General features: G+C 65.5%; 11 protein-coding genes. All 11 read right to left on the bottom strand.

Features of this window, described 5'->3' with window-relative positions; all coding sequences use genetic code 11:
* Positions 1 to 18 precede the first annotated feature (18 nt).
* The 11 genes from NXT3_RS27665 to NXT3_RS27615 are packed head-to-tail and all read right to left on the bottom strand — an operon-like array spanning position 19 to position 12340.
* Complete coding sequence (locus NXT3_RS27665) at positions 19 to 963, bottom strand: sugar phosphate isomerase/epimerase family protein (protein WP_104841071.1); 945 nt, start codon at positions 961 to 963, stop codon at positions 19 to 21.
* 14 nt (positions 964 to 977) lie between these two features.
* The gene (locus NXT3_RS27660) at positions 978 to 1823 is read right to left on the bottom strand and encodes a TIGR01459 family HAD-type hydrolase (protein ID WP_097525939.1); all 846 of its coding nucleotides are present in this window, start codon (positions 1821 to 1823) and stop codon (positions 978 to 980) included.
* Positions 1820 to 3103 (bottom strand): FGGY-family carbohydrate kinase, encoded by a 1284-nt coding sequence (locus NXT3_RS27655; RefSeq protein WP_104841070.1) that lies wholly within the window; start codon positions 3101 to 3103, stop codon positions 1820 to 1822. Before NXT3_RS27655 ends, NXT3_RS27660 begins: the two co-directional genes overlap by 4 nt.
* Positions 3100 to 4155, bottom strand: coding sequence for a class II aldolase/adducin family protein (locus NXT3_RS27650; RefSeq protein WP_104841069.1), 1056 nt, complete (start codon positions 4153 to 4155; stop codon positions 3100 to 3102). The genes NXT3_RS27655 and NXT3_RS27650 overlap by 4 nt, the downstream gene beginning before the upstream one ends.
* Before the next feature lie 14 nt (positions 4156 to 4169).
* Entirely contained in the window at positions 4170 to 5681 is a 1512-nt protein-coding gene (locus NXT3_RS27645) for a glycerol-3-phosphate dehydrogenase (RefSeq protein ID WP_104841068.1), read from the bottom strand.
* A 10-nt stretch (positions 5682 to 5691) separates the two neighbouring features.
* The gene (locus NXT3_RS27640) at positions 5692 to 6729 is read right to left on the bottom strand and encodes a 2-hydroxyacid dehydrogenase (RefSeq protein WP_104841067.1); all 1038 of its coding nucleotides are present in this window, start codon (positions 6727 to 6729) and stop codon (positions 5692 to 5694) included.
* A complete protein-coding gene (locus tag NXT3_RS27635; RefSeq protein WP_104841066.1) occupies positions 6726 to 8303 on the bottom strand; it encodes an FGGY-family carbohydrate kinase in 1578 nt (525 codons plus the stop codon). Before NXT3_RS27635 ends, NXT3_RS27640 begins: the two co-directional genes overlap by 4 nt.
* Entirely contained in the window at positions 8303 to 9427 is a 1125-nt protein-coding gene (locus NXT3_RS27630; protein ID WP_104841065.1) for an ABC transporter ATP-binding protein, read from the bottom strand. The genes NXT3_RS27635 and NXT3_RS27630 overlap by 1 nt, the downstream gene beginning before the upstream one ends.
* Positions 9424 to 10542 (bottom strand): ABC transporter ATP-binding protein, encoded by a 1119-nt coding sequence (locus NXT3_RS27625; RefSeq protein ID WP_104841064.1) that lies wholly within the window; start codon positions 10540 to 10542, stop codon positions 9424 to 9426. The genes NXT3_RS27630 and NXT3_RS27625 overlap by 4 nt, the downstream gene beginning before the upstream one ends.
* Before the next feature lie 6 nt (positions 10543 to 10548).
* Complete coding sequence (locus tag NXT3_RS27620; RefSeq protein ID WP_097525931.1) at positions 10549 to 11406, bottom strand: carbohydrate ABC transporter permease; 858 nt, start codon at positions 11404 to 11406, stop codon at positions 10549 to 10551.
* 10 nt (positions 11407 to 11416) lie between these two features.
* A complete protein-coding gene (locus NXT3_RS27615; protein WP_037419630.1) occupies positions 11417 to 12340 on the bottom strand; it encodes a carbohydrate ABC transporter permease in 924 nt (307 codons plus the stop codon).
* Positions 12341 to 12457: the final 117 nt, after the last annotated feature.

Raw genomic sequence — 12457 nt, 5'->3', positions numbered from 1 at the left:
CTTGTTTGCGATATTTTGTTATGTTGATGTGTGATCTTTCTCATCATTCAGCCCGGTCTCGATATGAGGCTCCCAGTATTCCACGGACTCGCGGATCATCTGGACCACCTGGTGATCGGTGGGCTCGCGCTCGCGGAACGACAGTTCGAGGCAGATCTCGTTGTCCGTTCCCCCGCCCCTCCTCACCGCATCGAGCAGGCGCTCGGGCGTAATGCGGCCATCCTTGTTGTAAGCGGCGGTAAAGGGCCAATGGCCTCCCTTGTTCATCGACGACTGCTTGACGTGAATGATCGGCGATCGCCGCGGAAAGGCTTTCGCCCAGGCGTAGGGATCGATGTCGGCCGGGTTGTCGGACGTCACGTCGCCATGATCGATATCGACCATCATCTTCAACGGGATCGGCAACTCGGCCCGCGCGAGGCGACCGTCCAGTTCCCGGCACGCCGCGATCGTGTGGCCAAATTCGCGGCCGACCGACATCGGCTCCCAGAAGAGATAGGAGAGCCCCGCCGCCTTAGCGTGCTCGGCCACTTCGCGCCAGCAGTCGATGGCGACCACCATCAGCTCCTCGCGCCGCACCGGGTCGTCATAGTCCTTCAGCGTGAAGATCGCGAATTGCGTGCCGATGGCGGAGGCGCCGAGTTCCGCCGAGATATCGGCGAAGGTCTTGAACCAGTCGACATAATAGCGGCGCACATCCGGGTCGGGATGGCCGAAATGGTTGAGCCGCCCATAGGGTCCGGTCATGCCGGAGGTGATCTTCACGCCGGTGCGGGCAAGCGCCGCCTGGAACCGCCGGGTCACCTTGCTGATGGTCGCCGCCGGCCAGCTCGGATTGACGAATTCGTGGGTGAGCTGCACGTGGCCGATCCGGATCCGCTCGGCGATCGCGTCGATCAGATCGTCCGGCTCGGCAAAGCGGTTGACCAGGGGATTGGTGTTGAGCGACAGGGTGAAGGGCATGGCCGGGCTCCTGGCTACCAGAGAAATTTCGGCAGGAGGAAATCGGGCGTGGCGCCGTGTGCCGCGAACAGGCTGTGGCGCCCCTCCTCCGACTGCCGTTCGAGAATGCCGGTCGTGACCAGCACAGAGCCGAGCCCGGCGTTTGCGGCACCGGCAATGTCATGCTCGACGCTGTCACCGACCGCGCAGACCCGCGTGGGATCGGGCTTGCCGAGGAAATCGAGCGCGAAATCGTAGATGTCGCGGAACGGCTTGCCGATCCAGCGCACCCTACCGCCGAGTTCCTCATAGAGCTCAGCAATACGTCCGGCGCCGAAGGCATGCCCGGTCCGCGTCAGCATCACCTTATCCGGATTGGTGCAGAGGCAGGGGACACCGCGCTGCGCCGCGGGCCGAAGCAGATCCTCGTAATAGCCAAGCGGATGGACGTCGCCCTCGCTTGCCGCGAGCAGCACGATGTCGGCCTCCTCGCCGCTCTCCGTCCGAAGGAGATCCAGGCCATTCAGCGGCGACAGATCGCCGTCGCGGCTGATCAGCAGGCATTTGCGCATCCCTCCCGCTGGGGCTGCCTCTTCCCGCTTCAGCAGCTGCCAGGCAACCTCGCCCGAGGTCAGGAACCAGTCCCAGCTGCCCGGCTCGAAGCCGAGCGCTGCCAACCGGCGGTCGTTTTCCGCCGAGCGCTTGCCGGAATTCGAAAGGATGATGATGCGTTTGCCGGCCTGCCTGAGGCGGACAAGCGCCTCGGCGGAACCCGGATATGGCCCGCGCCCGTCTCTTAAGACGCCGAACTGGTCGATGAGGAAGGCATCATAGGCCTCGGCGATCACCGAGAGGCCGGGGATTGTCCGGACGGCACTCATAGCACCCCCGCTTGTTTTGCACCGGACAGTGCCAACCGCGCCGTGCCGGCGGCCGCTTCCTGGGAGCGCGGCGGCAGAAAGGGCACGCGGAGTTTGCGGGCGCGGATGGCCGTCCAGGCCCTGTTCCCGGCGCCGCCACCGACGCTGCGGACCGTCCGAAGCGGTGGGCTGCCGAGTGAGGCGAGCCGCTGATAGGCGAGGCTCTCGACGGCCGCGATCCCCTCGAAGATCGCCTTCAGGAACTCCGCGTCATCTGCCGGGCGCGGCGTCATGCGCGGCATCAGCGCGGGATCGGCGATCGGAAAGCGTTCGCCCGGTCTCGTCAACGGATAGAAATCCAGACCCGTCGCGGTTGCCGGATCGATCTCCGCCGAAAGTTCGCCGACCCGCTCGGCGCTGAAATGCGCGGCAAGCACCGCACCGCCGGTGTTGGAGGCACCGCCGGCAAGCCACATGTCGCCGATCCGGTGGCTGTAGAGTCCGAATTCCGGAGCGAACAGCGGGCGATCCGACAGCATCTTCACCGTCAGGGTCGTGCCCAGCGCGCTGACCCCATCGCCCGGCCCGTCGGCGCCGGTGGCGAGGAACGAGGCGCAGCCGTCCGTCGTGCCGGCGACGACGACCGTATCGCGCGGCAGGCCGAAGACGTCCGCCGCCGCCGGTGAAATCGTCGCGATGGGCGCTCCGGCCGGCTGGACGTCCGGCAGCAGCTCGACCCGCGCACCGGTCCGCGCCAACCAGTCCGGCCAGCACCGTTGGACGGGATCGTAGCCGGTCTTCAGCGCGTTGTTCTCGTCGGTGACGTCGTAGAGGCCGGTCAAATGCCCTGCGAGCCAGTCGGCCTGGTGGACCACGCGGAAGACACCGGGATACAATTGAAACGCCAGCAGCCTGGCGAGACCGGAGGTCGCGCCGTGCGCGGCGCTTTCCAGCGGCGCATGTGCGGCGATGCGGTCGACAATGGCCGGGTCGCCGACCGGATCATTGTACATCAGCGGCGCCGCAAGCGGCTCTCCGTCGGCCGCAACCGGCAACATCGTCCCGGACGTGCCGTCGATGCTGATTGCACGCACGCGCACCGGATCGATTGCCACAAGCGCCTCCAGAAGTGCGGCCTGTACCGCCTTCCACCAGCCGATCGGATCGCGATGGTCCTCGGAAAAGGCGCCGAGCTTGGCGGCGCCCGAGGAGGCGACGTTCCCGGCTTCGTCCATTGCCACGGCGCGGGCACCGGACGTGCCCATATCGATGCCGAGGACGAGCCCGTCTCCACCGCTCATTGCAGCACCTGGCCGGCGCGGTTCAGCTGCTGACGGTATTTTTCCGCATCCCAGCCGAGAAGCTCGGCATTCTCGGCATCCGTCAGGTAGCGCAGCCGCGCGCTCGCCGGAATGCGCGCCGCCACGTCGGAAAGGCAGCGGGCCATCGCAAGCGCCCCGGCGGTTATATCCTTGAGGACCAGCACCCCCTTGCCCGGAAAAAGGAGAACCGGCGGTAAAGGCTCTCGCGCTTCAAGAAAGCGCGCCTCGATCGCAAGAGCCGTATCCTCCGGCGCGGCGATCACCGAACCCTTGCCGAGAAAGATCACATGGTCGGGATAGAGGCTGCCGCCGGCGGCGATCCTGCAGCTTTCGAGATCAGTTGCGGCGTCATGCAGTCTTTCTTCCTCCGGAAGACGATAGGCGCTGTTGACGGCGAGGCGCGACAGCGCCGACAGGTCCGCGGGCGGAGCCTGGCGCACGAGGCCGGCAAACCGCTCGGAGACGTCGACGAGGAGAAGCGCCGCATCTTCGATCGTATCGCCGGCGACCGCCAGCCCGTGATTGCCGAACACCAGCACGGCCGTATCGGCATCGATCCGTTCGCCGATCGCTCTGGCGAGCGGCAGGCCGGGGCGGGCATAGGGAACGAAAGCATGGGGAATGCCGGCAAGCCTTTCGGCCGCGATGGCCGCCGCATTGGTCTGCACGGCGGCTGCGATCGTCGCCACGCAATGCACATGGATGACCACCTTCTGCGGCATCAGCGCGTGCACCGTGGTTTCGATCGACGGCCGGAGGCCGGATGGGTTGAGCTCCTCGATGACGAAGTCCTGGGCCCTCTCCGCCGCCGGATCGTCGCGCTCCAGTGCGTCGATCAGCGGATCGAGCGCGACCGGCACCATGATATCGCGCGCCCGGGCCTCGGCGAGCCAAAGTCCTGAAGCCTTGATCCAGAGGGTATCGCCCTCCTTGATCGAGGTATTGCCGCCGGCGCCCTGGACGAGCTCCGGATCGGCGCCGATCCGCGCCGACAGATCTAGAAGCGCTTCGAATTCGGAGCTTCGCAACATCGCCTGCCCCTTTCTCATGCGGCCGCCTGCTGACCCTTGAGCCAGCCGCCGAAGGCCCGCTTCTCGGCTTCGCTCATATGCAGGCCATGCTTGGTGCGACGCTCGAGCAGATCCTCCGCCGTCCGTGCCCATTCGGTTTCGATCAGGAAGCGGGCTTCGCGTTCGCGGAAGAGCCGGCTGAAGCCGGTGCCGAGCTCGTCGAGCGACGTTGCCCCGTCGATCAGTGCGTGGGTCCGCGTACCGTAAAGCCTGGCATAATGCTTCAAGAGATCGGCCGGCAGCCAGCGATAGCAGGCGCGCAGCTCTCCAAGGAATTGGTCGAAATCCGCATTCGCCATATCGCCGCCCGGCAGGTGGGCACCCGCGGTCCAGGCCGGACCGATTTTCGGAAAGAAAGATTTCAACCGCTCCAGCGCATGTTCGGAAAGCTTGCGGAAGGTGGTGATCTTGCCGCCGAAGACGGAAAGCAGCGGCGCCTCGCCGTTCGCCGCATCCAACTCGAAAATATAGTCGCGCGTCACCGCAGAAGGATTCTCGGCATTGTCGTCATAGAGCGGCCGGACCCCGGAGAAGCTCTGGATGATGTCTGCCTCGCTGAGCTGCTGCTTGAAATAGCGGTTCACCGATCTCATCAGATAGACGATTTCGTCGGCATCGGCGGCAACGTCCTCCGGCCGTCCCTCGTAGGGAATGTCGGTGGTACCGATCAGCGCCAGATCGTTCTGATAGGGATTGATGAAGATGACCCGTTTGTCGGGATTCTGGACGAGATAGGCCTGCCTCCCCTCCCAGAACTTCGGCACAACGATATGGCTGCCCTTGACGAGCCGGACGCTGCGGCGGGAGCTGAGCCCGGCGACCCGGCCGATCATGTCGTTGACCCAGGGGCCGGCGGTGTTGACGACGCAGCGCGCCCGCGCCTCCGTCCTCGCACCGGTCCCGGCATCAGTCATCTCGACCTGCCAGAGCTCGCCGCGGCGGCGGATGCTCGTGCAGGCGGTGCGGGTGAGGACTCGGGCGCCTCGCTGCTCCGCATCAAGGGCGCTCAGGACGACCAGCCGGGCGTCGTCCACCCAACAGTCGGAATATTCGAACGCCTTGCGATAGGACGTTTTGATCGGCGCGCCTTCCGGCGCCGTCCTGAGGTCGAGCGTCCGCGTGCCCGGCAGGCGCTCGCGGCCGCCGAGATGGTCGTAGAGAAACAGGCCGAGGCGGACAAGCCAAGCCGGTCGGTCGGCCGGGTTGTGCGGCAGCACGAAGCGCATCGGCCAGATGATGTGCGGCGCCGATCGGAGCAGCACCTCGCGCTCGATCAGTGCCTCGCGGACCAGCCGGAACTCGTAATATTCGAGATAGCGCAAGCCCCCATGAATGAGCTTTCCGGACCGCGAACTCGTGCCCTGGGCAAGATCGTCCTTCTCGCAGAGCAGCACGGAAAGGCCGCGGCCGGCTGCATCGCGGGCAATGCCCGCGCCGTTGATGCCGCCACCGATAACGAATAGGTCGTATGTCCCGGGCTCGCTCATCGCCCTCCCCTCAGCACGGATTGACCGGCGGCAGGCCGACGATGTAGCGGCGCACCTCCTCCGCCGCCATTTCGGCTGCATAGGTAACGGTCCGGACCGAGGCGCCGGCGATATGGGGCGTCAGAGTCACGTTCGGCAACTTCAAGAGCGGCCAGTCTTCCGGCACCGGCTCGACCGCGAATGTCTCCAGCATGGCGCTCGACAGGTGACCGCTGACGAGGTTTTCGTAAAGCGCCTCATAATCGCAGAGCGGGCCGCGCGCGGTGTTCACGAAGATCGCCGCCGGCTTCATCTTCGCGAAGGCCTCCGCATTCATCATGTTTCGCGTTTCGGCAGTGACGCGTGGATGCAGCGTCACCACGTCCGATTGCGCCAGCAGGTCGTCGAGGGAGACGTGCTCGACACCGGCGTTGCGGTCTTCGGCGCTGAGCTGCACATAGGGGTCGTGGACGATCACCTTGGTGCCGAAGGCGCGCAGCAGCCGGACGACCTTGGCACCGATATTGCCGTAGCCGACGACGCCGACGGTCAATTCCGAAAGCTCGCGGCCGGTGCGGTCGGCGCGGTAGAGATCGCCGCGCCATTCGCCCTTGCGCAACGCCTCGTGGCCCACCCGGATCAGCCGCGTCTCGGCGAGAATGGCGCCGATCGTGAACTCCGCGACGGCGCTCGCATTTCGTCCCGGCGTGTTGACGACCCGCACACCGGCATCGCGGGCGGCACTCATGTCGATATTGACCGGCCCGCCGCGGGAGACGGCGACGAGCTTCAGGTTCGGCAGCTCCGCAAGCATCGCCCGCGACAAGGGCGCAAGCTGCGTCACCAGGATTTCGGCGTCACCGACGAAACGGATGATCTCGGCGGGCTTGCCGAGATATTCCTTGAGCCCGTCCATGCCCTCGACCGCGTAGCCGTGCTCCATGGGCACATCCGGCCAAGGTTGTTCAACCGTGCGGATCTCATGCCCGTCGCCGCAGGCCTCCACGATCTTGTCGCGGAACACCTCCGGCAGCATGAACCGGTCGCCGATGATGGCAATCTTCTTCATTTCGGTTTGTCCTGTTGATCTCCCGAGCCGGCCGCGTGGGAGAGCGCGTGCCAGACGGGCCTGAGCGCAAGGCGCGATTGCCGGTAGGCGGGGAAAAGCGCGTCGTAGCGCCGGACCAGTTCGCCGTCGGCCGGCTCGGCGGGGCGCTGGTGCGGCCGCACCCAATCGGCCACGCAATCGGCCATCGAGGCGTAGATGCCGAGCGAAACGGCAGCGATCATCGCGACGCCCGCGGCGCCCGCCTCCTCGCGTTCGCTGGTCTGGATGCTGGCGCCGAGCGCACCGCCGAGGATGCGGCGCAAAGAGGCGCTGCGCGCCGCACCGCCGGTCAGCCGAATGCGTTCCGGCAGCGGCCCCATTTCGGCATAACAATCTCGGGCGGCAAGGGCGAGGCCGTCGAAGACGGCCCGCACCATGTCGCCGAAGCCATGGGTGCTCGACAGCCCGACGAAGGACGCCCGCGCCGAGGCGTCGACGAAGGGCCCGCGCTCGCCGGCCTCGGAAATATAGGGCTCGAAGAGAAGCGGCGTGCCCCTTGCCTCCTCAAGCCAGCCATCCACGTGGGCGAGCAACTCGCCCTTGGACTTTTCGACCCCCATACCCTTCAGCACACCCCCGGCGATCGAAAGGATCCAGTCGATGTTGAGCGTCGCCGCCATGTTCGACTGCATCTGCGTATAGGTGTTCGGGATCGGCATGCACATGGTGTAGCCGGTCAGGTCGCGGTTGAGCCGAACGTCGTCGGCGCTCTTCGCCAGCCGCATGTGCATGCCGGTCGAGCCGATGATCGAACAGCCTGCATCGGTTCCCGGATCATAAAGCCCTGCCCCGAGCGCCGTGCAGACCACGTCGACATAGCCGAGTACGACGGGCGTCCCGACCGGAAGGCCGGTGGCCGAGGCGGCAGCCTTAGAGAGCGGATGATGCGACGCCGCCCCGTCAACGATTTCCGGCAGCAGATGCGTAAGCCTCTCGAGACCGAGGAAGGAAATCACCGCGTCGCAATATTGCCGGGTACGGAAGTCCCCGTAGGTGAAGTTCGCCTCCGATGGATCGGTGGCGCGCCTTTTCGTGAGGTTGAAATAGAGCCAATCCTTGCAATGGAAGGCCGTGGCGGCTCCCTCCAGCATCTCCGGCGCGTTTTCCAGCATCCAGCGCAGTTGCGGCCCCTGCTGGCAGGCGGCAAGTCCCGAACCGGTATGCGCGAAACGCTCGACATCGCCGCTGTCGCCGCGCAGCCGCTCGACCGTTTCGCTGGCCCGCGCATCGAGCCAGAGCCAGCCCTTGCCGACCGGCTCACCGTCGCTGTCGATCAACCACGTGCCGTCTCCCTGACCGGTCACCGCGATCGCGGCAACGCGGCCAGGGAGGTTCTCGATCCTGGCCGAGAGCTCGACCAGGGTTTTCACGGTGTCCGCCCAAGTGCGGCGCAGGTCCTGCACGCTGCCGGTTCGCCCCACCGCCTCGTAGCTGTTCGGAACGGCCGCCATGGCGAGCTGCCGGCCGCCGAGGTCAAAGGCGACCGACTTGATGACCGACGTCCCCGCATCGATGCCGATCAGGATGTCGCGCATCAGGCGAGCTCCTCCCCATGCGAGATCGCCGCGCCGCTCTCGACGTCGAAGACATGCAGGCTCGCCGGCTCGAGGCGAATGCCGATCGGCTGGCCCACCTCGAGCCTTGCCCGATCGTGCTCCACCAGCACCAGCGTCCCGCCGGCCAAATCCGCGGCGATATGCGTCTGGTCGCCGAGCCACTGGTTGACGGCGACGCGGCCGGTGACGCCGTCGGCGCTGCGTTTCACCGCATAGGGCCTGACGCCGAGAACCACCCGCTGGCGCTTTCTCAGCGCATCGCGCACCGCATGGGAAAAATCGGAAGCGGCATATTCCAGCCGGATGCCGTCCTTGAGGCCGAAGGCCAGGCGGCTTTCGGAGGCGGTGACGCTCGCCTCGAAGACGTTCATCGGCGGCTCGCCGACGAAGGTGCCGGTAAAGAGATTGGCCGGCCGCTCCTTGATCCGCTGCGGCGTGTCGAACTGCTGCAGCACGCCGCCCTCCATGACGGCGATGCGGTCGGCAAGTGCATTTGCTTCGGTCTGGTCGTGGGTGACGAGAATGGCGGTCAGCCCGCGTTCCTTGATGTAGTGCTTGATGCGGCCGCGCAGCACGGCGCGCAATTGCGGCTCGAGCTGCCCCATCGGCTCGTCGAGCAGATGCAGGCTGGCGTCGCGGATCAGCGCCCGGCCGAGCGAGGCGCGCTGCTGCTGGCCGCCGGAGATCGAGCTTGGATAGCGGCCGAGTATGTCCTCGATCTCGAGCAGCCTGGCGATGCTGGCCACCTTCTCGTCGACGGTGCTCTGCGACAGCTTCGAGGCCTTGAGCGCGAAGGCAATGTTCTCCCGCACCGTCAGCGGCGGATAAAGCGAATAGCCTTCGAAGGCCATGGCCACGTTGCGGCGAACCGGCGGGAATGTCTGGATTTCGCGGCCGCCAAGCGAGATCTTGCCGCGAGACACCGCCTCGAAGCCGGCGATCATCCTGAGCGTCGAGGTCTTGCCGCAACCAGACGAGCCAAGGAGCGCGATGATCTCGCCCTTCCTGACATCCATGCTGAGTTTCTTCACGGCATGGACGCCGTAGTCGATCGGCCCGTAGAACTTGTCGACATCCTTCAGCAGGAGCGCAATGTCGGTCATGCCGCTTCTCCATTCCGCTTGGAGGCAGGCTCCGACGGCCGCATCAGCCGGCCGCTGCCTTTGTCGAACAGCAGGGTCGTCCGGCTGTTGACCGCAAGGTGCGCCGGCCCGGCCTGCGGGCCTGGTGTGCCCGCCGGGCGCGAAACGAGGATTTCCCGGCGGCGCGCCGTTAGCGTCAGGGTAACGGTTTTCTCGTTGAGCGGCGTTTCGGCCTCGACCGTGACGGGGATTGCCCCGGGCGCGGACGCCTCGGTGAAGGTGATGTTTTCCGGCCGGATGCCGAGAACGCAGGCCTTCCCGACGATTTCGGGCCCGAACCCCGGCAGCCTAAGGCGAACGCCGGACAGTTCGGCAAAGGCGCCGTCCGGCCCGCGCTGCGGCACGACGTCGAGCAGGTTGATCGTCGGGTCGCCGAACAGCCGGGCGATCTCGAGTTCCGCTGGCGTGTCGTAGATGTCGACCGGCGTGCCGATCTGGCGAAGCTGTCCCTCGAACATTACGGCGATCCGGTCGCCGAGCGCCATCGCCTCCTTATAGTCCTGGGTGACGTAGACGACGGTCGCACCCTGGGCGGCGAGAAGACGCGGCAGTTCCAGACGCATCTCGAAGCGCAGCTTGGCATCGACGTTGCGCAAGGGGTCGTCGAGCAGGAGCAGCGGCGGCGAGCCGACCAGCGCCCGGGCAAGCGCCGTGCGCTGCTTCTGCCCATTGGAAAGCGCCTTCGGATGGTGGCTGAGCACATGGTCGATCTTCAGGAGCTTTGCCACCTTCTCGACCCCGGCGGCGATCGCCTCCTTCGAGAACCTGCGGGCTGTCAGCGCGCTGGCGATATTGTCGAAGGCGCTCATATGCGGGAACAGGGCGAAATTCTGGAAGGCCATGCCGACGCCGCGATGCTCCGCATCGACGTCGGTCAGGTCGTCGCCACCGATCAGCACGCGGCCCTCGTCCGGATCGATCACGCCGGCAACGAGCCTCAGCAGCACCGTCTTGCCGGCGCCCGACGGGCCGAAGAGCACCAGCCGTTCGCCATCGGACACATCGAGCGACAGATCATCAAGGACTGTCTGGCCCTTGTACCTTTTGACGATGTTCTTCAACTGCAGTGTCGTCATCAGCGATTATCCCTTCACCGCACCGAGCGACAGGCCTTCGACGAGGTAGCGCTGGGCGTAGAGTGCGAGAGCGAGCGTCGGCGTGATTGACAGCACGATCGCCGCGGCGATCTGGCCGTATTGGATGCCTGAGGCCGTGACGAAGGCAAGCGCGCCGACCGTCACCGGCTGCTTGTCGGCCGAGGCCAGCACCAGCGCGAAGACGAAGTTGTTCCAGGCGAAGATGAAGGCGAGCAGGCCGGCCGCCGCAATGCCCGGCCCTGCCAGCGGCAGGGCGATCTTGCGGAAGGTCGAGAACCAGGAATGGCCGGCAATGCGATAGGCATATTCGACATCGGCCGAGATGTCCTCGAAATAGCCGCGCACGATCCACAGGATGAGCGGCAGGCAGATCAGCTGATACACCCAGATGAGGCCGAAATAGGTGTTCGCAAGGCCGAGCCACTGGAAATATTGGGTCAGCGGCAGCAGCACCAGCAGGGGCGGCGCGAAGCGGAAGGAGAGCAGCGTGAAGGCGATATCCTCCGAACCCCGGAACTTGTGCCGCGCGAAGGCGTAGGCGGCGGGGACGCCGAGGGCGAGCGCCACGGCGACGGATACGACCGACAAGAACACCGAGTTCCCAAGATTGCGCATGAAGGCGATGTCGAGCGTGCCGGCGGCGGTCTGCAGCTTTCCGGTGATCAGCGCCGCATAGTTGTCCAATGTCGGCGTGAAGACCACCGATGGCGGTATCCTGAGGATCGTCTCGTTTGTCTGGAAGGACATCAGGAAAATCCAGACGATCGGGAACATGAAGAAGACGACGACCAGCGTCAGGGCAACGCCGCGCAGGAGCCGTTCGAGCGGAGACATGGCTTCCATCTTGACCTCTCTACGCCTCGCCGCGGGCGCGCTCGCGCAGCCGGAGCCAGTTCTTGATGAAGACGTTCGACAGAATGTAGGTGATCGCCCACAGGATGATCAGCAGCGCGGCGGAACGGCCGACATTGGTCGACTGGAAGAAATTGAGATAGGCCTCGACCTGGAAGACGGTCAGCGTATCGCCCGGGCCGCCCTGCGTCATCGCATAGATGATGTCGAATTGCTGGATCGAGTCGAGCAGCCGGAAGAGTGTCGCCGTCAGGATGTAGGGCGTCAGCATCGGTAGGGTGATGCGGAAGAACACGAAGCTGCGCGGCACGCCGTCGAGGGCCGCCGCCTCGAAGGGCTGGGTCGGCAGGGAACGCAAGCCTGCAAGCAGCAAGATCATGATGAAGGGCGTGTAGACCCAGATGTCGACGAGCACGACCGTCAGGAGCGCCGTGTCTGGCGAGGAGGCCCAGCGGAAATTCTCGAGGCCGATCAGGCTGGCGAAGTAGCTGAGGATGCCGAAGCCCGGATTGGTCATCAGCTTCCACATCAGAGCCGCCAGCGCCGGCGCCGTCATCAGCGGCAAGAGCAGCATGATCGAGATGAAATTGTTGACGGTCGAGCGTCGCTGCAAAAGCAGGGCAATGCCGAGGCCAAGCAGCAGTTCGAGGACCACCGTGGTGCCGGCATAGACGAGCGAGACCCTGAGCGTATTCCAGAAGCCGGAATCGGTGAAGAAATTCAGGTAGTTCTCGCCCCAGTTGAACTGGCGCGCCCAGGGCTGGCTCAGCCGGTAGCGCTGGAAGGAATAGACCACCGCCGAGAAAAACGGGATCAGGATGCCGATGCAGACGAGAAGCGCCGGCAGGGAAAGCACATAGGGCAGAACCTTCTTGCTGATCCTGAAACCGCGGGGCGTTGCCCCGGATTGCGTCACTGAAGCCATGGCCAGCTCCGTTCAAATGCCATTTCGAAAGGCGATGAAGGGGCCGGCCGCGGCCGGCGCAGCCAGACCCCCTCCTCGTATGCGCATTCGTTGCGGTGTGCCGGGCCCGGCGTGCGG

Source organism: Sinorhizobium fredii (genome assembly GCF_002944405.1).
In the GTDB taxonomy this organism is placed as follows: Bacteria; Pseudomonadota; Alphaproteobacteria; order Rhizobiales; family Rhizobiaceae; genus Sinorhizobium; species Sinorhizobium fredii_C.
The sequence above is the reverse complement of the archived record's forward strand: the minus strand, read 5'-3'. Positions and strand labels throughout refer to the sequence as shown.

Bases quoted from the DNA above. Each gene is read 5' to 3' on its own strand.
- NXT3_RS27655 (WP_104841070.1), bottom strand. From the start codon at position 3,103: ATGAGCGGTGGAGACGGGCTCGTCCTCGGCATCGATATGGGCACGTCC.
- NXT3_RS27640 (WP_104841067.1), bottom strand. From the start codon at position 6,729: ATGAAGAAGATTGCCATCATCGGCGACCGGTTCATGCTGCCGGAGGTG.
- NXT3_RS27635 (WP_104841066.1), bottom strand. From the start codon at position 8,303: ATGCGCGACATCCTGATCGGCATCGATGCGGGGACGTCGGTCATCAAG.
- NXT3_RS27645 (WP_104841068.1), bottom strand. From the start codon at position 5,681: ATGAGCGAGCCCGGGACATACGACCTATTCGTTATCGGTGGCGGCATC.
- NXT3_RS27665 (WP_104841071.1), bottom strand. From the start codon at position 963: ATGCCCTTCACCCTGTCGCTCAACACCAATCCCCTGGTCAACCGCTTT.
- NXT3_RS27630 (WP_104841065.1), bottom strand. From the start codon at position 9,427: ATGACCGACATTGCGCTCCTGCTGAAGGATGTCGACAAGTTCTACGGG.
- NXT3_RS27620 (WP_097525931.1), bottom strand. From the start codon at position 11,406: ATGGAAGCCATGTCTCCGCTCGAACGGCTCCTGCGCGGCGTTGCCCTG.
- NXT3_RS27660 (WP_097525939.1), bottom strand. From the start codon at position 1,823: ATGAGTGCCGTCCGGACAATCCCCGGCCTCTCGGTGATCGCCGAGGCC.
- NXT3_RS27625 (WP_104841064.1), bottom strand. From the start codon at position 10,542: ATGACGACACTGCAGTTGAAGAACATCGTCAAAAGGTACAAGGGCCAG.
- NXT3_RS27615 (WP_037419630.1), bottom strand. From the start codon at position 12,340: ATGGCTTCAGTGACGCAATCCGGGGCAACGCCCCGCGGTTTCAGGATC.
- NXT3_RS27650 (WP_104841069.1), bottom strand. From the start codon at position 4,155: ATGTTGCGAAGCTCCGAATTCGAAGCGCTTCTAGATCTGTCGGCGCGG.